General features: G+C 38.3%; 17 protein-coding genes and 1 pseudogene. 7 read left to right on the top strand and 11 right to left on the bottom strand.

All coding sequences use genetic code 11. The features are described from left to right. The first annotated feature begins 54 nt into the window (after window positions 1–54). On the top strand, window positions 55–1611 hold the full coding sequence (guaA, locus tag J7R12_RS00485; RefSeq protein WP_126602419.1) for a glutamine-hydrolyzing GMP synthase: 1557 nt from the start codon (window positions 55–57) through the stop codon (window positions 1609–1611). 174 nt (window positions 1612–1785) lie between these two features. Next, window positions 1786–2508 carry a glycerophosphodiester phosphodiesterase gene (locus J7R12_RS00480; protein ID WP_126602421.1) on the top strand — a complete coding sequence of 241 codons (723 nt, stop codon included), beginning with the start codon at window positions 1786–1788 and terminating at the stop codon, window positions 2506–2508. Between the two features lie 266 nt (window positions 2509–2774). Here J7R12_RS00480 and J7R12_RS00475 read toward each other — a convergent pair whose 3' ends face one another. The 7 genes from J7R12_RS00475 to J7R12_RS00445 form a co-directional block, all read right to left on the bottom strand. Then, a complete protein-coding gene (locus tag J7R12_RS00475) occupies window positions 2775–3821 on the bottom strand; it encodes a sn-glycerol-3-phosphate import ATP-binding protein UgpC (protein ID WP_126602422.1) in 1047 nt (348 codons plus the stop codon). A gap of 2 nt (window positions 3822–3823) precedes the next feature. Then, window positions 3824–4675 (bottom strand): sn-glycerol-3-phosphate ABC transporter permease UgpE, encoded by an 852-nt coding sequence (gene ugpE, locus J7R12_RS00470; protein WP_126602424.1) that lies wholly within the window; start codon window positions 4673–4675, stop codon window positions 3824–3826. 10 nt (window positions 4676–4685) lie between these two features. Continuing rightward, the gene (gene ugpA, locus J7R12_RS00465) at window positions 4686–5570 is read right to left on the bottom strand and encodes a sn-glycerol-3-phosphate ABC transporter permease UgpA (RefSeq protein ID WP_126602426.1); all 885 of its coding nucleotides are present in this window, start codon (window positions 5568–5570) and stop codon (window positions 4686–4688) included. 107 nt (window positions 5571–5677) lie between these two features. Then, the gene (gene ugpB / locus J7R12_RS00460) at window positions 5678–7003 is read right to left on the bottom strand and encodes a sn-glycerol-3-phosphate ABC transporter substrate-binding protein UgpB (RefSeq protein WP_126602428.1); all 1326 of its coding nucleotides are present in this window, start codon (window positions 7001–7003) and stop codon (window positions 5678–5680) included. Between the two features lie 1004 nt (window positions 7004–8007). After that, window positions 8008–8934, bottom strand: coding sequence for a metal ABC transporter solute-binding protein, Zn/Mn family (locus tag J7R12_RS00455; protein ID WP_126602429.1), 927 nt, complete (start codon window positions 8932–8934; stop codon window positions 8008–8010). Window position 8935: 1 nt separating this feature from the next. Then, the gene (locus J7R12_RS00450; protein WP_126602431.1) at window positions 8936–9817 is read right to left on the bottom strand and encodes a metal ABC transporter permease; all 882 of its coding nucleotides are present in this window, start codon (window positions 9815–9817) and stop codon (window positions 8936–8938) included. A gap of 3 nt (window positions 9818–9820) precedes the next feature. Beyond that, window positions 9821–10573: an ABC transporter ATP-binding protein gene (locus J7R12_RS00445; RefSeq protein ID WP_126602433.1), complete on the bottom strand. Its 753-nt coding sequence runs from the start codon at window positions 10571–10573 to the stop codon at window positions 9821–9823. A gap of 695 nt (window positions 10574–11268) precedes the next feature. Between J7R12_RS00445 and nrdH the strand changes: the two genes are divergently transcribed. The 4 genes from nrdH to nrdF are packed head-to-tail and all read left to right on the top strand — an operon-like array spanning window position 11269 to window position 15010. Further along, window positions 11269–11493 (top strand): glutaredoxin-like protein NrdH, encoded by a 225-nt coding sequence (nrdH, locus tag J7R12_RS00440; RefSeq protein WP_004862118.1) that lies wholly within the window; start codon window positions 11269–11271, stop codon window positions 11491–11493. Continuing rightward, window positions 11493–11891 (top strand): class Ib ribonucleoside-diphosphate reductase assembly flavoprotein NrdI, encoded by a 399-nt coding sequence (gene nrdI / locus J7R12_RS00435; RefSeq protein ID WP_126602435.1) that lies wholly within the window; start codon window positions 11493–11495, stop codon window positions 11889–11891. Before nrdH ends, nrdI begins: the two co-directional genes overlap by 1 nt. Further along, the gene (gene nrdE, locus J7R12_RS00430) at window positions 11873–14023 is read left to right on the top strand and encodes a class 1b ribonucleoside-diphosphate reductase subunit alpha (RefSeq protein WP_126602437.1); all 2151 of its coding nucleotides are present in this window, start codon (window positions 11873–11875) and stop codon (window positions 14021–14023) included. Before nrdI ends, nrdE begins: the two co-directional genes overlap by 19 nt. 12 nt (window positions 14024–14035) lie before the next feature. After that, window positions 14036–15010, top strand: a complete 975-nt coding sequence (nrdF, locus tag J7R12_RS00425; RefSeq protein WP_004862111.1) for a class 1b ribonucleoside-diphosphate reductase subunit beta — start codon at window positions 14036–14038, stop codon at window positions 15008–15010. On the opposite strand, the gene prmC is transcribed toward nrdF, so the two are convergent. From prmC to secA, 4 genes and pseudogenes are all read right to left on the bottom strand, one after another. Then, the gene (gene prmC, locus J7R12_RS00420) at window positions 15007–15873 is read right to left on the bottom strand and encodes a peptide chain release factor N(5)-glutamine methyltransferase (RefSeq protein ID WP_126602439.1); all 867 of its coding nucleotides are present in this window, start codon (window positions 15871–15873) and stop codon (window positions 15007–15009) included. The two genes, nrdF and prmC, sit on opposite strands and share 4 nt — an antisense overlap. Continuing rightward, window positions 15870–16949 (bottom strand): peptide chain release factor 1, encoded by a 1080-nt coding sequence (gene prfA, locus J7R12_RS00415; RefSeq protein WP_126602441.1) that lies wholly within the window; start codon window positions 16947–16949, stop codon window positions 15870–15872. Before prfA ends, prmC begins: the two co-directional genes overlap by 4 nt. Before the next feature lie 169 nt (window positions 16950–17118). Further along, window positions 17119–17618 (bottom strand): annotated as a pseudogene (locus J7R12_RS00410) (Fur family transcriptional regulator). Next, window positions 17557–20274: a preprotein translocase subunit SecA gene (gene secA, locus J7R12_RS00405; RefSeq protein WP_126602445.1), complete on the bottom strand. Its 2718-nt coding sequence runs from the start codon at window positions 20272–20274 to the stop codon at window positions 17557–17559. The pseudogene J7R12_RS00410 and the gene secA overlap by 62 nt, the downstream one beginning before the upstream one ends. A 420-nt stretch (window positions 20275–20694) precedes the next feature. Between secA and J7R12_RS00400 the strand changes: the two genes are divergently transcribed. Continuing rightward, window positions 20695–21648: a peptidylprolyl isomerase gene (locus J7R12_RS00400; protein ID WP_126602447.1), complete on the top strand. Its 954-nt coding sequence runs from the start codon at window positions 20695–20697 to the stop codon at window positions 21646–21648. The last annotated feature ends 27 nt before the right edge of the window (window positions 21649–21675 follow it).

The raw sequence follows: 21675 nt of genomic DNA, 5'->3' as shown, positions 1-21675 counted from the left end.
AGATTGAATAATAAATCATATTAGTTCTTTTTTACAATTATTGATTGGTTTTCTATGAACATCTCACATCCAGACACTGTTCTTATCATTGATTTTGGTTCACAAGTTACACAACTTATTGCACGGCGGGTGCGAGTAATGGGCATCTATTGTGAAATTGTTCCTTTTCAATTGGCTTTAGAAGGCATAAAAAGAACAAGGCCTAAAGCTATTATTTTATCAGGGAGTCCTCATTCAGTTATTGATGATGGTTCGCCGCGTGCTCCGATGGAAGTTTTTGAAATTGGTATGCCAGTGCTTGGTATTTGTTATGGTGAACAAGTCATGTGTGTTCAGCTTGGGGGAAAAGTTGAAGCTGGATATGAGCGTGAATTTGGGCGCGCTTTTTTGGAAGTGCAAGAAGAGAGTGCACTTTTTGATGGTGTGTGGGAAAAAGGCTCGTCTTATCAAGTATGGATGAGTCACGGTGACCGTGTGACCGTTTTACCAGAAGGATTTCATGTAATAGGAACCTCACAAGGTGCTCCCTATGCTGCTATTGCCGATGAAAAAAGACGCCTTTACGCAGTGCAGTTTCATCCTGAAGTTGTTCATACACCAGATGGTGCAAAGCTTTTGCAAAATTTTGTTTTTAAAATCTCTGGTCTTAAAGGTGATTGGTCAATGGCTTCTTATCGTGAGCAGGCAATTGCTACAATACGACAAAAAGTAGGAAAAAACCGTGTAATCTGTGGTCTTTCAGGTGGTGTGGACTCATCAGTCGTGGCGGTGCTCCTGCATGAAGCAATAGGAGATCAACTCACATGTATTTTAGTAGACCATGGGTTGATGCGCAAAAATGAGGCCGAAGAAGTTCTTACATTATTCCGAGATCACTACAACATAGAGCTTATTCATGTAAATGCCGCCAATATGTTTATCGATGCTCTAGAAGGGGAAACAGATCCAGAGAAAAAGCGCAAAACGATTGGTCGCCTTTTTATTGAAGTTTTTGAAGAGGAGACCAAAAAGATCGGAGGCGCAGAATTTTTAGCACAGGGCACACTTTATCCAGATGTTATTGAGAGTATTTCAGCGATTGGCGAATCGGTAACAATTAAAAGTCATCATAATGTAGGCGGATTACCGGAACGGATGAATATGAAACTTGTAGAGCCGTTGCGTGAACTCTTTAAGGATGAGGTTCGCTTGCTAGGGCGAGAATTAGGATTACCTGAGCAGTTTATTGGCCGTCATCCTTTCCCAGGTCCCGGTCTTGCAATTCGGTGTCCAGGTGCAGTGACACGTGAAAAATTAGAAATTTTACGTGAGGCAGATGCCATTTACCTTGATGAAATCCGTAAAGCTGGTCTTTATGATGAAATTTGGCAAGCTTTTGCCGTTCTTCTTCCTGTTCAGACTGTCGGTGTGATGGGTGATGGGCGCACTTATGAATTTGTTTGTGCTCTTCGTGCGGTCACATCTGTAGACGGAATGACCGCTGACTTTTATCCCTATAATATGGAGTTTTTAGGCAAAACAGCGGCACGCATCATTAATGAAGTAAGGGGGATTAATCGTGTCGTGTATGATGTAACTTCAAAACCTCCTGGTACGATTGAATGGGAATAATTGAAATAAAGTTCAAACCTTTTAAAGAGAGTATTGTTTAAAATTTGATATTCGAGCAAATATGCAGGAGAAGAATTTTTTTTAAAAAATTATTGTTTAGTGTGATTTTTAGAAATCATGATCTGATTTTGTATAAGCCAATATTGTTTAAAAGTAACAAGTGTGAAGTTTTATATGTCTGAGAAAAAAATTGTTGCACATCGTGGTGGAGCCCATCTTTATCCTGAGAATACACTTTCAGCATTTCGTCATGCAATTGCATTGGGAGTTGATGAGATTGAATGTGATGTTCATCTGCTTAAAAGTGGTGAAGTGGTTGTCTTTCATGATTTTCGTCTAGAACAATTGGTTGGCAAACCAGGATATATTCATGATATTGATAACGAAACACGCAAACAACTTTGCATCAAAGGAAGTAGAGAAGCTCCTCCTTTATTAGAAGAGTTGCTTGATCTTTTAGTACCAACCAATGTTGCATTGCATCTTGAAATCAAAACATGTGGTGAAATTGAGCGTGAAACGATTTTATCCCAAAAAGCGCTTGCGTTGATAAAAAGTCGAAATTTAGCAAAACGGGTTTCTGCAATTAGTTTTGATCCTGCAAGTCTTCATCCCTTTATTGAAGCAGGAATCACATCTGGCCCATGTATTGATAGCTTTGAAGGTGATATGTACCATCATTTTTCTGAGTGGAAAAAAAGGGGGTATTCTGACCTGAGTTTAGATGGCTCCATTGTCTCACGGGACTTTATTGAAGCTGCGCTTGATGTTGGTTTTACTGTGGGGGTATGGACAATCAATGGGAAGGCTCGGTTATCGCATTGGCTTGATATGCCTGTACATTATATTACAACAGATCAACCCGATTTGGCTTTACAATTGCGTACACAACGATAAAAGGCATGCCTCTTATAGTTTGTCACCGACTCTTGGGTCTCAAAATCCATTTTGACGAAATTCTCACTGAATGGTAAAAATGTGTATAAAAACAATAAATTATTGCGTATTTCTTCTTAATCCCTCTTCTTCTCACTGAGTACAAATCTTTCTATCAAAATACACCTCTATCATACAAAAGAGCTCTTCTTCCTAACAAATGAGGTTAAGAGGAGAACAGCAGTATTTACTGAATGTGGCTTATAAGATCAAAGCTTTCATTATATTTACTGATCATTTGTGCGTTTTCCAGTGGTTTTATTAAAAGTATGAAAGTTTTGATAAGCAACAGTGAAGTTTAGCTTGTTACCGTAGTCATTTGTAAGACGCTCTTTTATTTCAGTGGTAAAAATGTTGCCATTCCATCGCGTTACAACATGGCATCCTGTTCCTACAGGCTTGATAAGTTCAATTTGTGTGTGAAAGACAGGTCCTTTATCTGGATATTCTCCCAGCAAGATGATTTCTGGTCTGAAGGCCAAAAGATCAGTTTCTTTACTATAAGATAATGAATGACCTAAGTGCTGTTCTAAGATGTGGCGATCAAGAAAGTTCATAGGAGGAGAACCAATAAAATCAGCAACAAATGTTGTTGCTGGACAGTCATAAATCTCCATTGGCGTTCCAATTTGCTCGATAGCTCCTTTATTCATAACAACGATTCTATCGGCCAGTGTCATCGCTTCTAGTTGATCATGGGTAACATAGAGGCTCGTTGTACCCAATGAACGTTGAAGTGTTTTAATCTCAATGCACATTTGTGCACGCAATTTTGCATCAAGATTTGAGAGAGGTTCATCAAAAAGAAAGACACGTGGTTGACGAACAATCACACGCCCCATAGCAACACGCTGTCTTTGCCCTCCTGATAATTGTCGTGGTTTACGATCAAGAAATGGCTCTATTTGCAAAAGTTTTGCAGCGTGTGTGATACGTCTACTAATTTCATCTTTAGGTGTTTTACGATTTTTAAGACCATATTCTAAGTTTCCACGAACTGTCATATGGGGATAAAGTGCATAATTTTGAAAAACCATAGCAATGTCGCGATCGGCTGGCTCACGTCCATTAATACACTCGTTATCAATAGAGAGTTCACCTGAAGTGACTTGCTCAAGCCCTGCAATGATGCGTAACAGAGTTGATTTTCCACATCCTGAAGGACCAACAAGGACAAGGAGCTCACTATCGGCAACAGTTAAGTTTAAATCGTCAATGACCAGAATGCCGTTTTCATACTGTTTTTTTATATTTGATAACCGGATTGTGGCCACAATTATTTCTCCGTTTCAATAAGGCCTTTGATAAAAAGCCGCTGCATGCAGATGACGACAAGGACAGGCGGCACCATGGCAACGACCGATACTGCCATGAGGATATTCCATTGAGGATTATGTTGAAGTGATTCTACGATCAGTTGTTTTAGAATAATAAGGATAGTTTGATGATTCTGATCAGTTGTAACGATAAGAGGCCAGAGATACTGTATCCATCCATAAATAAACATAATGATAAATAAAGCGGCGATATTGCTTTTGCTGAGAGGGAGAAGAATATCTTTAAAAAATTTAAATGGTCCTGCACCATCAACACGAGCAGCTTCTAAGAGTTCATCAGGGACAGTTAAAAAAAACTGGCGAAATAAAAATGTAGCAGTTGCAGATGCAATAAGTGGAATAATCATTCCACCATAGGTGTTTATCATACCTAATTGTGCGACGACTGCATATGTTGGAATAATACGAACTTCAACGGGGAGCATCAGAGTGATAAAGATGAGGGCAAAAGCAGTTTTTCGGAAAGGGAAACGCATATAAACAATTGCATAAGCAGAGAAGAGGGAAATAATAATTTTTCCAATACTAATACCAAGCGCCATAATGAGCGAATTCATTAAAAGAGGCCAGAGATTGGGAAGTCCGCGCTGCACAAGCCCATCACCAAAGATTGTTTTATAATTTTCTAGAGCATATTTTCCCGGTAAAAGAGGAAGTGTTCCAGAGCTAAATGCTGCCGAACTATGGGTTGATGCAATAATAGCAACATAAACTGGAAAGCAAATAATAATAATACCAACAATAAGAACGAGGTGGGTTAGAAATTTTAAAATAGGGCGATTTTCAACCATAATTCGCTTCCTAATATTGTACGCGACGTTCAATCCAGCGAAACTGAATAAACGTTAAAACAATAACCATCAACATCAACATTGTTGATTGTGCTGCTGATGCACCGATTATTTGATTTTTAAAACCATCATCATACACTTTGTAAACAAGAGTGCTTGTTGCACGCGCAGGACCTCCAGAGGTGATATTATCAATAATACCGAATGTATCAAACATAACATAATGAATATTGACGATGAGAAGAAAAAATGTAGTCGGTGAAATTTGCGGAAAAACCACGGTCCAAAATCGTTTAAAAGGACCAGCACCATCAATCGCTGCTGCTTCTATTTGGGAACGTGGAACAGATTGGAGGCCCGCGAGAAAAAAGAGAAAATTATAGGAGATCTGTTTCCAACTGGCTGCAATCACGATAAGGATCATTGCTTGAATGCCATTAATACGATAATTCCATATAATACCTATTTTCTCTAAAAGAAACGGGATAACGCCAATGGTTGGATGAAAAATAAACAACCATAAAATACCCGCCAATACTGGAGCAATAGCATAAGGCCAAAGTAAAAGTGTTGTGTAGGCTTTTTTGGCACGGATGACGCGATCAACACAGACCGCTAAAAGAAGTGATATTGACATGGAAACGACAGTGACAGAAATAGAAAAGACTGCAGTTGTGAGAAGTGATTTCAAATAAGCAGGATCAGAGAGAATTGTCACATAATTTTCAAAACCAATAAAAGTTGTCGTAAATCCAAAAGGATCTTCACGCTCGAAAGAGGATTTTATTGCTTGGGCAGCAGGCCAAAAGAAAAACAAAAAAGTCACAAGGAGCTGAGGAAAAAGCAGCCCATAAGGGAGCAGAGTATTTTTGAAATATGCGTGTTTTTCTTGCATTCGTTTGGCTCTTTAAATACAGAGACTTTAGGAAGGCGAACAAAAAAGAACTAAAAGGACTTAACTGTTTGGTTAAAATTTTGATATTTAATAATAATAGTGAAACCTTAACGATTGGCTTTTTCAAATTCACGTAAAAGTTTGTTACCACGTTCAACGGTTGCATCTAATCCATCTTTTGGTGTTTTTGATCCGCTAAGGACAGCTTCTAATTCTTGATCAAGAATAGAACGAATTTGTGGTAAATTACCAAATCTTATACCCTTTGAGTTAACAGTTGGTGGGTTGAGAGTGATCTGTTTAATAGCAATATCCGCACCAGCATTTTTATCATAATAATGCTGTTTTTTGCTTAATTCATAAGCAGCCTTTGTTGTGGGAAGATAACCTGTCATTTGGTGCCATTTAGCTTGATTATCTGCTCTCGAGAGATATTTAAGGAAAGCGGCTGCACCAGCATATTCTTCAGGGGTATGACCTCTCAAAACCCAAATAGAAGCACCACCAATAATTGAATTCTGTGGAGCACCTTCTACATCATCATAATAAGGGAGCTGACCAAATCCAACATTGAATTGTGCTTCGGAAAGGATTCCTGCACGAGATCCTGAAGATTCCATAAAGATAGCGCAATTTTGCGTCATAAACATTGGTGTTGCATCTAATGCTCCAGCTGGACCTCCATAGCGAAAAACGCCTTGATCAGACCATTTTTTAAGGTCTGTCCACATACGCACTTGGAGAGGCCCGTTAAAGGTGAGTTTTGAATCAAGCCCATTAAAACCATTTTCTTTTGTTCCAAAAGGCACATTGTGCAATGCTGAAAAATTTTCTATACCAATCCATTGAGATGCATAAGACATTGTAAAGCCACAACTCGCCGCTTTAGTTTCAAGAATTTTCTTGGAGAAGTCTTCTATATCTTGCCATGTTTTAGGTGGTTGGTCTGGGTTAAGTCCTGCTTTTTTAAAGATATCTTTATTATAATAAAGGATTGGTGTTGAAGCGTTGAATGGCATAGAAAGCATCTGCCCCTGCACATCAGAATAATAACCACTGATAGCAGGCAAATAATCAGCGGAATCAAATTCTTGTTTTGTATCAGCCATAAGTTGATAAATCGGATAAACGGCACCTTTGGCAGCCATCATAGTTCCAGTACCAATTTCATAGATTTGGGCAAGGACTGGTTGTTGCTTGCCACGAAATGCTGAAATGAGCGCAACCATACCTTCTTCATACTCACCACGAAATGAAGGAACAACTTTGTAATCAGACTGACTGGCATTAAAGTCGTTAATGAGACGCTCTGTTTGTTTTCCTAACTCACCGCTCATAGAATGCCAAAAGCTAATTTTTGTTTGCGCAAAACTCGCTGTTGTCATGCTGATAGCAGCCATAAATGCTGTTATAGAAAGATAAAAACGACTCATGGTCCCCCCTTTCTGAAGTGATGGAACACAGCTTTCACCTAGATTTATAGTATTACACATGAACACGCCACGACAGTTTTATTTCAAAAATATGTTGATCCATTTAAACAGGAACCATCAAAAGGTCAAACGAATTTGTTGAAAGCTGCATATTTCCTTTGTAAGGTTGTACTGAGTTAACGGGATCTGTCTTGTAAATATCTGATAAAAAACCAAAATGTCTCCAATGAGCAAAACAGAAGAGAAGAGTGAAGGATACAGACAATAAATGTCATTCAGTTATAGCTAGTGCGGTATTTGAATTTACTCCTTTCTTTAGAGTTTTTTACCCACACACCAGCCCCGCTTATGACGTGCAAATAAATGATTATGATTGATACAAAATGAGAGGATTTAAGATGAGAGAATCTTACAATATTCGGGGATCTAATTCAACATGCAAAACGATGAATTGTCGTTATAAATCAATATCTTATATTTATAACGCGATAATTTTGAGGGATTTGTTTGTATTCCAATTGTGTGAATGTTTCCTAAAGCAGATTTTTCATTTATTGAAAAATTATTGTGTTCTTACACTCTTTATAGGATTCACAAAATTATCCTTTGAATTTATGTTTTAGAAGCTGCCTAGCAAGTTTATCCTTGGTCTATAATCAAAGTGACTTTCACGATTTATGAAGAGTTTCTATAGGCATCAAAATGGAGAAATTATTCATGCAGGTGACGTTAGTTTTAGGGATAAAAACAATTTTAAAATAGAATCTATCATTACGCTAATTTTTTTGTTAGCGCTTGTTTGACGGATAATTCATAAATTTTTCAAATCAAGATGAGAAGTTAAAATAACAGACGTTTTATGATGATATCATTTCAATTATTTTCCATTAATACTGCCATAGCATGTTGAACTGTTATGTTTTTCCGACTTCATTATAAGTACAACAGCGCGACAAAATCGTCCATAATCTCGTTTATTTGATTATTTCTTTTGTAGCTTTATCTTAATGTTTTATGATTGCCTCAATAATGGTATTTACATTATGTTCCATCATATTGAGATAAGTTGCAGCAGGTCCATTTTCGTCCGACAATGCATCAGAATACAGTGTTCCGCCAATTTTCAAACCTGTTTCTTTTGAAATTTGTTTTATAAGACGAGAATTAGAAATGTTTTCCACAAACAGTGCGGCTGCTTTATTCGCTTTAATTTGTTTAATAAGTTTGGCAACATCAGTTGCTGTGGCTTCAGTTTCTGTTGAAGCACTTTGAGGTGCAAGTATAATGAAGCCGTATTCTTGAGCAAAATAGCCAAAGGCATCATGAGACGTGATAATAACACGCTTATCTTTGGGGATAGTGGCAATCTTTGCTTTAAGTATTTTTTGTGTTGCTTTTAACTTTTTGATGTAGGCTTCAGAATTCTTTCTATAGCTCGTACAGGATTGTTGATCGATTGTACAAAAAGCAGTAGCAATATTTTTGATATAGATTTCAACATTAGGGATAGTTTGCCAAGCATGTGGATCTATATCGCTGTGGTGGTGATGTTGTTGGTCACTTTGTTCTTGATTTTTAATTTCGAGGGCAGAAATGTTATCACTCACTTCGATAAGAAGTGCTTTTGTATCACTTGCTGTGATGAGACGGTTGATGAAACCTTCTAAATGAAGCCCATTGATGAAAATAATATGGGCATTTTTAAGAATTTTTGCATCATGGGGGGTAGGTTCATAAGTATGGGTGTTCGCATTAGGGCCGATAAGAGTGGTCATAGAAATATGATCACCTCCTACATTTTTCACCAAATCTGCAAGAATAGAAAAACTCACGACAACTTTAATCTTATTATGGGCGGAAGCAGAAAATGGAAAAATGGTAAATACGAAGAGAGTTTCGAGAAGGACCAATTTTTGAATAAATTTAAGCACGTTATTTCCTTAAGGTGAAGAGAGATGTATGAAAGAGATGGGGAAACCATGCTACAATAAAACCGCGTGGACTTACTAAGCAGGAAAGAAGGTACATAAACCCTGCGGCAATAATGATAGAAGGACCAGAGGGAAGCGACAGGTGAAAAGAAAGCAGTAGTCCACAGATGCTCGCCAGGATTCCTAAGAAAATAGAGAGTATGCAGATGGCCCCCAGACGGGAAAGCCAAAAACGAGCTGTAATAGCGGGAATCATCATAATGCCAACAGAAAGTAATGTTCCTAGTGATTGGAAACCGCCAACCAAATTCAATACGACAAGTCCGAGCAGTAATATATGAACATATTTACTCAGTGGAGAAAGTGACTTAAAAAAGAGAGGGTCAAAGCTTTCTAATACAAATGCGCGCCAGAAAATACACAGACTGCACATTGTAATGAGCATTATAACGGTGATGAGCAAAAGAGCTTGTGTATCAAGTGCAAGCACTGAACCAAATAAGAGGTGGAGCAGATCAATCGCTGAATTTTTTAGTGAAACAAGAATGACGCCTGCTGCGAGTGCAATAAGATAAAAGACAGTCATCGATGCGTCTTCTTTTTGAAAGCTATTTCGTGAAATTAAGGCGGTTGCTAAAGCAACAATAATGCCAGCTAAGATACCGCCAAGTGTCATAGATATGAGCGAGAAACCACAAATGAGAAAAGCAGCTGCAACACCAGGAAGAATGGCATGGGATATAGCATCTCCTATTAAACTCATTCCGCGTAACATCAAAAATACACCAACAGGACAAGCACTGGTAGATAGCAGGACAGAACCAAGAAGGGCGCTTTGCATAAAATGAAAATCAACGAAGGGAGCAAGAAAAAATTCGTACACGTCTTATACCCTAACAGAGCAAGAATCATTGAAAGGAAAATGTGGCTTTAGAGCGCTAAGACGTAAAGAGCTGGATGTGAGAGAGGGTATAACGTGATGAATGTTGTCATCGAAAAACTGTGTTGTCTCTCCATAAAAGGCGTTTTGTCTGTTAATTTGAATCATTTGTGGAAAATATTCTTGCACAACGAGGGGGTCATGGAGTGCTGTAAGAACTGTCCGCCCTTGTTTTTGCCAATGTGTGATCAAGGTAAGAAGGTCTTTTTGGGTATTACGATCTACACCATTGAAAGGTTCATCAAGCAATATAATATCAGCATCTTGAATAATAATACGTGCAAAAAGGGCACGTTGTAATTGTCCACTTGAGAGTGTATCCAGTGAACGGGATGCAAGTGTCTTGAGTCCAACCATTTCAAGTGCATTCTGAATTTTAGCGTAATAAGGGCGCTGGTTTTTCCATAATCCACAAAAAGACCATAATCCCGTTTTGATAAGTGCTTCTACATCAATTGGAAATGTTTGATCTATATCACATTGTTGTGCAAGATAAGCAATCTGGCTTTTCTTCTGTTTTGTGATTTTACCTTTGAGAGGTTTAATCAATCCGGCGATGGCTTTCAGTAATGTAGATTTTCCGGCACCGTTATCACCCATTATTGCTACCAACGAGCCAGCTTTTAACTTTGCGGAAAAGTTTTTTATAGCTATCCTGCTCCCATAACCTAATGTTGCACTATCGAAATACAGCCCCATAATTTATACCACCTTTGATTATTGATCTTCGAAAGTTATGTAATAATATAACGTCTGTCAACAAAATGTTATATTATTACATATATTTTTTAGAGTCGAAAATTTCAGTGGGAAGATCGTGGAAAATTCAAAATAATGATTGAATTTTCCTTGACGAAAGAGAGAGTGTGTATACTACATATAGTATCAAAATGATTGGTGATTCTAAATAAGCACAAGTGAGGGTATAGTGTTTCGTTTGGTGTCTAAGTTATTTCCATAATGTGATTGTAAAGAGTTTATTGACCAAGAAGAGGGTTGTGTTTCTGTGGGCATGTCTCTCTCGGGGGAATTTCCTTTCGTTTTTGTAATTGATTTTTGTCGTGAAAGAGTAAAGCTGAGCTATGAGGAAATGGCTGCTGGGGCTTTATTTTTTGAGGCATTAGGAGGGAATTGTAATGCAAGCAAAAGATTGTTTTATAACTGAGGGGGGGTACCATTTAAGTTGTAGAATAATCATTTATTTTCATCATAATTTTTTGAATGTTTGATGGGAATTTTCGTTATGTTCAGGAAGCTATGTGTTATTGAACAAGAGTCGAGTCCTATATGTTTGTGTACAATTTCTGTTTTTTATTATTCTTGAGTTATCTATAAAATTGCCAGAATTAACCCTTTGAGGGGTGATTTTTTTGAAATTGTGAAAGTTGAAGAAAATGCCTATCACTATTTATAGTAAACCATCTTGCGTCCAATGTGATGCTACGCGCCGTGCCCTTGATGCTAAAGGCATTCATTATCGGGTTGTAGATATTTCCCGTGATGAACAAGCATATATTTTTGTTCAATCTCTAGGATATCGTCAAGTTCCTGTCGTAGTTTGTGGTGAAAATCATTGGTCTGGATTTAGACCAGATATGATTAGCGGTCTTTGTGTTTAATGGGACTTATTGTTTATTATTCGAGTGCAACGGGTAATACTGAACATTTTGTCTCTCAGCTTGGTCAACGACTTTTCAAGATTGATAAAAGAAAAACGTCTGTGTTAGTTGATGAGCCTTATGTATTAGTTGTTCCTACATATGCAGATGGTGAAGGGAGAATGGCTGTTCCAAAAGCAGTTATTCGTTTTCTCAATGAGGTAGAGAATCGCAAATTAATTCGTGGTGTTATTGGTGGTGGGAATCGCAATTTTGGTCGCTATTATAATTTAGCGAGTAAGATCATTTCTGAAAAATGTTTTGTACCTTGCCTTTATCGTTTTGAGCTACGTGGAACTGATGAAGACGTTATTTGTGTAAAGAAGGGATTGGAAAGATTTTGGAAACAATCGATATAGAACAATCGCAGAAATCAGGACAAATCATGGATTATCACGCATTGAATGCAATGCTTAATCTTTATGATGAAAATGGTCATATCCAATTTGATATGGATCGGCTTGCCGCGCGGCAATATTTTCTCCAGCATGTTAATCAAAACACGGTTTTTTTTCACAATCTTAAGGAAAAAATAGACTATTTGATAGAGGAAGGTTACTATGAAAAGGCTTTGTTTGAGCTTTATGATTTTTCTTTTATCAAAAAACTTTTCAAACGTGCTTATGCATTTAAGTTTCGTTTTCCTACTTTTTTGGGCGCATTTAAGTACTATACCAGCTACACACTGAAGACTTTTGATGGGAAGCGTTATCTTGAGCGTTATGAGGATCGTGTTTGCCTTGTTGCTTTATATTTAGCACAAGGGAATAAAGCTCTTGCTGAGATTTTTGTAGATGAGATTATTACAGGTCGGTTCCAACCAGCGACCCCGACATTTTTGAATGCAGGAAAAAAACAACGGGGCGAATTGGTTTCGTGTTTTTTATTGCGTGTTGAAGACAATATGGAATCGATAGGTCGTTCGGTCAATTCTGCTTTACAGCTTTCAAAACGTGGTGGAGGTGTGGCGCTTTGTTTAACTAATTTGCGGGAGGCGGGGGCGCCAATCAAGCAAATAGAAAATCAATCTTCAGGTGTATTACCTGTGATGAAACTTTTAGAAGATTCTTTTTCTTATGCCAATCAACTTGGTGCACGGCAAGGGGCTGGTGCTGTTTATTTACATGCACATCATTTAGATATTATGAAGTTTTTGGATACAAAGCGCGAGAACGCTGATGAAAAAGTCAGAATTAAAACTCTTTCACTTGGTGTGGTAATACCTGATATTACTTTTGAACTTGCACGTAATAATGAGGATATGTATCTGTTCTCACCTTATGATATTGAGCGTGTTACAGGGAAACCCTTTAGCGATATTTCTGTGACGGAACATTATCGCTCTTTTGTTGATAATGCAAAGATTCGTAAAAAGAAAATAAGTGCGCGTGTTTTTTTCCAGACATTAGCGGAAATTCAATTTGAATCAGGTTATCCTTATATTTTATTTGAGGATACTGCCAATCGAACGAACCCGATTGCAGGTCGCATTAGTATGAGCAATTTATGTTCAGAAATTTTGCAGGTGAGTGAGGCGAGTGAATTAGAGACGGATTTAACTTATCGCACTATCGGAAGTGATATATCCTGTAATCTTGGTTCAATGAATATTGCCAAAGCAATGGAAAGTCATGATTTTGGGCGGACAGTGGAAGCTGCTGTTCGTGCTCTTACGGCTGTTTCTGATATGAGTGATATTGCGTGTGTGCCTTCTATTGCGAAAGGCAATGCCGAAAGTCATGCGATTGGTTTAGGACAGATGAATTTGCATGGTTTTTTAGCGCGTGAACAGATTTATTATGGCTCTCCAGAAGCGATTGATTTCACCAATATCTATTTTTATATTGTGACGTATCATGCAATACGTTCCTCCAATTTAATTGCACGCGAACGTCAGCAGGTATTTGCGGGATTTGAGAAGTCGGCTTATGCAGATGGCCGTTTTTTTGCAAAATATCTTGAGAAAGAATGGAAACCGCAATTTGCGATTGTACAGGAGCTTTTTGCGCGTAATAATATTGTTATACCAGACCAAAAGGATTGGCAGGAACTCAAGAATTTAGTGGTTGAATATGGGCTTTATAATCGCAATTTGCAGGCTGTTCCTCCCACGGGCTCGATTTCTTATATTAATCATGCGACATCTTCTATTCATCCGATTGCTTCAAAGATTGAGATTCGTAAAGAGGGAAAAATTGGGCGCGTTTATTATCCTGCTCCTTATATGGATAATACGAATTTGAATTTCTATCAGGATGCTTATGAGATTGGTCCTGAAAAAATTATTGATACCTATGCTGCTGCCACACAGCATGTGGATCAAGGTCTTTCGTTAACGTTGTTTTTTCCTGATACTGCCACCACGCGTGATATTAATCGTGCACAAATTTATGCTTGGAAAAAAGGCATAAAAAGTATTTATTATGTACGATTACGGCAAGTGGCGTTGAGTGGAACGCAAGTGGATGGCTGTGTTTCATGTAGTCTATAGGGAGATAATCATATGACAAAGATTACAACAAAAAATCCTGTTGTTTGTGCTGTCAATTGGAATAGATTGCATGATGAGAAAGATCTTGAAGTATGGAATCGCTTAACTGGAAATTTTTGGTTGCCTGAAAAAGTTCCACTTTCTAATGATATTCCCTCGTGGTCAAGTTTGACGGAGGAAGAACGCAAGCTAACGATTCGTGTTTTTACAGGGTTAACGCTCTTAGATACGATTCAAAATACTGTAGGAGCCATTTCACTGCTGGCTGATGCGATAACAGAGCATGAGGAGGCTGTTTTAACGAATATTGCCTTCATGGAAGCAGTTCATGCGCGTTCTTATTCTTCTATTTTTTCAACCCTCTGTTCGACAGTAGAAGTTGATGATGCGTTTAGGTGGTCAGAAGAAAATGTTCATTTGCAGAAAAAAGCAAGATTAGTACTTGAGCGTTATGAAGCAAATGATCCACTCAAGAAAAAAATTGCTTCGACTTTATTGGAAAGCTTTTTATTTTATTCTGGTTTTTATTTACCCATGTATTGGGCAAGTCGCGCTAAATTAACAAATACAGCGGATCTTATTCGGCTTATCATTCGTGATGAAGCTGTCCATGGTTATTATATAGGCTATAAATTCCAGTTAGGATTTGCAAAACTTGATGAAGCCAAAAAGCAAGAAATTAAAGATTTTGCTTTTAATTTACTCTTTGATCTTTACAATATTGAATGCAAATATACTGAAGATCTTTATGATGCACTTGGATTGACAGAAGACGTTAAAGTTTTTCTTCATTATAATGCAAACAAAGCCTTAATGAATTTAGGTTTTGAAGCTCTTTTTCCCCCTGAGGTTTGTCGTGTTAATCCTGCTATTTTAGCAGCTTTATCACCAAGCTCTGACGAAAATCATGATTTTTTTTCAGGAGCTGGCTCTTCTTATGTTATTGGCAAGGCGGTTGCTACCACGGATGACGATTGGGAGTTTTAAGGATTGCGTGTAAAAAGAAGTGCGCGGGGTATATCATTGAGATCTCTACGCATTTCTAAACACTGAAAGCCATTTTGTTTAAATAAATTGCAAACTTCTTTTTCTTGAGAATGACCAATTTCGACAGCAACAAAACCCTTTGCGTTTAAGTAATTTGCGGCTTCATGAGAAAGTTTTCGATAAAAATCAAGACCATCTTTTCCACCAATCAAAGCGCGCAATGGATCATAAAGACGCACTTCCTTTGCAAGGTATTGAATATCTGCTTCTGGAATATAAGGTGGGTTAGAAATAATAAGATCAAATTGATCTGTGACAGAATGAAACCAATCGCTGAGTAGGGGGGTAAAGCGGTTTATCACTTCTGCATTTTTTGCGTTGTTTGTGGCTGTTTTGAGCGCATCTTCAGAAATATCGACGGCTGTCGCATAGGATTGGGGAATTTGTTTAAGAATCGCAATGGCAATGGCACCACTGCCTGTTCCCATATCAAGGAGTGTTATTTTTTTTGATTTTTCTCCCTGTTTTTTGAGAAGTGGTAAAACGAGATCCACGAGTGTTTCTGTATCGGGGCGTGGTTCTAATGTATCTTGGGATAATGCAAAAGATATGCCATAAAATTCGCGTTTTCCGATAATACGATGAACAGGTTCTCCAGCAATACGTCGTTGTACAGCGCTCTCTAAGTGTATTCTTTGCTCAAAAGAGAGAGAGAGATCTGGTTGGGAAATTCTATCAAATGCATTTGTGCCTGTCACCCATTCAACAAGTATTTTGGCATCAAGATCGGCTTCAGAGATTCCTTGAGTGCGCAATTTTTCTTGAGTTTTCCGGATGATATTGTGGAGAGAATGATCCTTCATTCATGATTATCCATTTCCGCTAGGAGCGCTGTTTGATGATTGGATATAAGTGCATGAATAAGTTCATCGAGATCTCCTTCCAAAATACGATCAAGTTTATACAAAGTCAGATTAATACGATGATCAGTGACACGCCCTTGAGGGAAATTATAGGTACGGATACGTTCTGATCTGTCACCAGAGCCAACTTGGTTTTTACGGGATGCTGATCGCTCACTTTCCGCTTTTTGTCGTTCGATATCGAATAAGCGCGCACGTAAAATTTGCAGTGCCCGTGCACGGTTTTGGTGCTGAGATTTTTCTGCTTGTACAACCATGATTCCTGTTGGAATATGTGTGATACGAACAGCTGAATCGGTTGTATTGACGTGTTGTCCTCCTGCCCCAGATGCGCGCATTGTATCAATACGAAGATCTTCCGAACGAATTTCAATATCAATTTCTTCAGCCTCTGGAAGCACTGCAACAGTAGCAGCAGATGTATGGATACGTCCACTTGTTTCTGTTTCAGGGATGCGTTGCACACGATGAACACCTGATTCAAATTTCAATTTAGAAAAGACACCTTTTCCTGAAATGGTTGCAATAATTTCTTTATATCCACCAACTTCTCCCTCACTAAGTGAAACGACTTCAACTTTCCAGTTATGAGAAGCAGCATACCGTTCATACATGCGAAAAAGATCACCAGCAAAAAGCGCTGCTTCTGATCCTCCTGTTCCTGCTCGAATTTCAACAATGGCACTTTTTTCATCAGCAACATCTTTAGGTAAAAGAAGAATCTGGAGTTCTTGCTCAAATTGTTCCATTTTCTGATATAATAATGGTATCTCTTCTTGGGCGAGGTTACGCATTTCTATATCTGTTAGCTTATCACTGATGAGAGTCTCCAATTCTGTAATCTCTCTGTAAAGGGCATTTAATGCGCGTATGGAATGAACAATTGGCTGTAATTCTGCATATTCAGAAGCTAATTTTACATATGTCTCAGCATTTGGGCTTTGGGCCATTTGGCTTTCAATTATTTCAAAGCGCTTTTCAAGCTGTGTCATACGATCTTTTGGCAGAGAAACCATGATAATATTGGCCTAATTTGTTATAATATTGGTAATTGATGACTTTATAGCATCAGCTAAAAGAGGGTAATAAAGCAGAAAAACTTTCTTGCCAATGAAAACTAGATAAACTTGTATAAAATCCCATTTGTATGAAGTGCTTTTTAATGACACATACGAAATTAGCTCTTTAAGAGTTGCGTTTTTTCCCATAAAGTTCAAGACGATGGTGAATAATATCATAGCCAAGGGATTTGGCGATTTCTTCTTGCAGCTTTTCAATGATATCAGAGTGAAATTCGATAACTTGCCCTGTTTCTACATCAATGAGATGATCATGATGATGCCCATCTGCTTGTTCAAAACGAGACGGTCCGCCACTAAAGGTATGGCGATGAATAGCACCATTTCCTTCTAATGTTTTCATGGTTCGGTAAACAGTCGATAGCGAAATACTCGAATCGATTTTGTGAGCGCGCTGAAAAATTTCAAACGCGTTCGGATGGTCATTTGTATCAGTCAAAATATCCAGAATAATACGCCTTTGACGTGTTACTCTTAGACCCGCAGTACGTAATTCCTGTTCATAATTTCGCTTCTCATTCATCTTCTTCATTGTATTGGTTGTTCAAACAAAAGCTCCATGACAGTGTTTGTATTTTTTCTCTGAACCACAAGGACAACGTTCATTACGTCCAACTTTTCCCCATGTCGTAAAATCGTTAGGGTCACGGTCTTTCGGATCAACAAACCTATTTTCTTGTGATCGCGTCCACAAAGTTGAGCCACTTTCCTTACCTTGTTCGTTAAAAACAGAAGAATCAGTATTGCTTTGTTCCTCTATGAATGGTTCTGTGGGTTGTTGAACGATTTCGAAACGCATGAGTTTAGAAGTCACGACTCTGCGCAAATTCCTAAGCATGGTCTGAAAGAGTTCAAATGACTCTGTTTTATACTCATTGAGTGGATCTCGTTGTGCATAACCTCGAAAACCAACAGCGGAACGCAAATGATCTAAATTTACCAGATGTTCACGCCATAACGTATCAATAGTTTCAAGTAACATGGCTTTGTGAAAGTAAGCCATCACTTCTGGAGTGTAGCGTTCAGTACGTTCATTTTCAAGTTTGGTGACAGCATCTGATATGCGTTCTAAAATTTGTTCCTCAGCAATTCCATCTTCCTTTGCCCATTCTTCTACTGGAAGCTCAAGATTGAAGAGTTGGTGAATTTCCTCTTGGAGGGCGTTCACATTCCATTTTTCAGAATATGTTCCAGATGGGATATAGGCTTCTACGAGATCATCAATCACTTCATTGCGCATTTCAAGGATCATATCTGTTAAATTATCTGCATTCATGACTTCCATACGCTGTTCAAAAATAACTTTGCGTTGGTCATTCATGACATCATCATATTTTAACAAATTTTTACGGATTTCAAAATTGCGTGCCTCGACTTTTTTTTGCGCTTTTTCGAGGGCTTTATTAATCCACGGATGGGTAATGGCTTCATTTTCTTTCAATCCAAGTTTCTGCAGCATGCCATCCATACGGTTTGAGCCGAAGATACGCATAAGATCATCTTGAAGAGAGAGAAAGAATTTTGAGCGACCAGGATCACCTTGGCGACCAGAACGGCCACGCAGCTGATTATCAATACGGCGGCTTTCGTGGCGTTCAGTAGCAATGACGTAAAGACCACCAGCAGCGAGTGCTTTTTCTTTGAGCTGCTTAACATCTTTTTTAATTTCTTCAATTTTAGCCGTCCGCTCTGCTCCATCAGGCATATCCTGTAATTCTTGTCGGATACGCATTTCGACATTACCACCAAGTTGTATATCAGTACCACGACCAGCCATGTTGGTTGCAATTGTTAAAGCTCCAGGAACACCTGCTTGCGCAATGATGTATGCTTCTTGCTCATGATAGCGGGCGTTTAAGACTCTAAAATCAGAAATACCTTCTTTTCGCAAACGCTCTGCTAATTGTTCTGACTTTTCAATAGAAGTTGTACCAACAAGAATAGGTTGCCCTTTTTCGTGTGCTTGACGGATATCACGCACAATAGCACGATATTTTTCTTCTTCTGTTCGATAAATTTCATCATCTTCGTCAAGACGCTGTACTGGTAAGTTGGTGGGAACTTCTACAACTTCAAGACCATAAATATTACTGAATTCTTCGGCTTCTGTTATGGCAGTTCCCGTCATTCCAGACAGTTTTCTGTACATACGAAAATAATTTTGAAAAGTGATGGAAGCCAATGTCTGATTTTCTGGTTGAATAGCAACATGCTCTTTAGCTTCTAGGGCTTGATGAAGTCCTTCAGAATAACGCCGTCCTGGCATCATACGACCTGTAAATTCGTCGATAATAACAATTTCATTATTGCGAACAATGTAATCCTTATCACGAACAAACAGCTTATGGGCTTTTAGCGCGTTATTGACATGGTGGACGATAGCAACATTTTCTATATCGTAAAGACTTTCACCTTTAAGATGCCCAGCTTGTTCAAGCATTTTTTCAATTTTTTCAGTACCAACTTCAGTAAAAGTTGTTGTTTTTTGTTTTTCATCTATTTCATAGTCTTCTGGAGTTAAGTCTGGAATAAATGTATCAATAAGATTGTAAAAGTCGGTGCGATCTTCTAGAGGACCAGAAATGATAAGGGGAGTACGCGCTTCATCAATAAGGATTGAATCAACTTCATCAACAATTGCGTAATGATGACCACGCTGAACCATTTGATTACGATCAAAGGCCATATTATCACGCAGATAATCAAAGCCCAATTCGTTATTTGTTGCATAGGTAATGTCACATGCATAGGCTGCTCGGCGGGCATCATTATCGAGATCATGCAGAATCACGCCCGTTGTTAATCCTAGAAAACTGAAAATTTCCCCCATTGTTTCTGCATCACGACTAGCAAGATAATCATTTACCGTGACGACATGGACACCTTTTCCTTCCAAGGCATTGAGATAAATTGGCAGAGTTGCCATTAATGTTTTACCTTCACCTGTGCGCATTTCAGCAATGCCACAATCATGGAGCACCATTCCACCAATGAGCTGTACATCAAAAGGACGCATATCATAAACACGTTTTGCTGCTTCACGGGCAGTTGCAAAAGCTTCTGGTAGGAGCTGGTCAATGCTTTCATTTTCGGCAAGGCGTTTACGAAACGCGTCAGTTTTTTGACGCAGTTGTGCGTCGCTTAATTTCACGAATTGTTCTTCCAAAACATTAATTTGTACAACTTTTTGGCGAAGAACCTTGAGACGTCTCTCCTGAGCTGAACCAAAAAATTTACGTGCAAAGACACCTAAACCGACCATCTCTGGTCCTTTCTTTTAATTGTTATTACTCTCATTGGGTTATTCATATACCATCCCCGTGTTTGCAACCCACAAGACATTTCATATAACTGGATGTAAATGGTACCATTATACTTGTTGGTGTGCAATTTTTCACTTTAATTGTCAAAGTAGAGATAAGAGGCGAAGCGCACCGTGTCAACTTCAGTAATGCTGTTTATTTGACACAATACAAAGTAATTTAGGATACAATACGTCATTTCTTTTATATTATCATATTTTGCATGCGCATGAGATGGGGTAGGATAAACTGAGATAAAAGGGCAAGTTTATGCTTTTTAAAATAAAATTACTCATTTATTTATCTGTATTTAGAGGTTAAAATGTTACAGTAAAAAAAATGAGAATCTTAATCTACCTTCATTCCTAAGGAGTCTATTTATGAAATTCAACTTTATCACGCTGTTTTTGACATCAACTTTATTGACGAGTACGAGTTTAGGGGTGGTAGCCCAAGAAAGTTCGAATTCATCGTCAAGTGATTTAAAGACTTTGGAGAAAGCTTCTGAAAAAACAGTTTCTCCCTCTCATGTTATGGCGGTTGTTGATGGGAAGAATATTACAGTAGGGCAATTGGATGAATTAGCATTTGAGATAAATCCTAATTTAGCGCGTTTTTCTGATGAACAACGCCGTATAATGGTTTTAAAAGCTTACTTGGATATGCAGGCGCTTGCTAAAGCAGCAATAAGCAAGGGTATTGATAAGACTGAAGCTTACGATAAACGTATGGCAGTTATGCGTGACAATGTTCTTCAACAGCTTTATTTTAAACAGACAGTTGTTGACCAGATTTCGGATACTGATTTGGAAACCCTTTATAATAAAGAAGTGGCTGCTTTACCCAAAGAGGATGAAGTGAAAGCGCGTCATATTTTAGTGAAAACAAAAAAAGAAGCAGAAACTGTTATTAAGCGTTTAAATAAAGGGGAAAATTTTGAAGAGATAGCTAAAAAGAGTTCAACAGATGGTTCCGCCGCTGTTGGGGGTGACCTTGGTTATTTCAGCCATGGTCAAATGGTCAAGCCTTTTGAAGATGCTGCGTTTGCCTTGAAAGTTGGCGAATACACTAAAAATCCTGTTGAAAGCCCTTTTGGTTGGCATGTTATTAAGGTGGAAGATCGTCGTTTGAAACAGCCTCCTGTATTTGATGATGTTAAAGAAATGTTGCGTACACAGTTAATAAAAGAGCGCTACCAAAAACTGATTGTTGATTTGCGCAGTAAGATAGATGTGAAATATCCTGATCCTAATGTTATAAAACTTATGCAATCGCTTAATCAGAATGGGACACCGTTTCCAAATGAAACATCTGATGAGGAAGACACGGAATAGCGAGGAAGAAGAAGCAGATAGTATCTT

This window comes from Bartonella vinsonii subsp. vinsonii, assembly GCF_902825235.1.
Lineage (GTDB): Bacteria > Pseudomonadota > Alphaproteobacteria > Rhizobiales > Rhizobiaceae > Bartonella > Bartonella vinsonii.
Note: the sequence above shows the minus strand (reverse complement) of the source record. Positions and strands in the feature narration are given on the sequence as shown.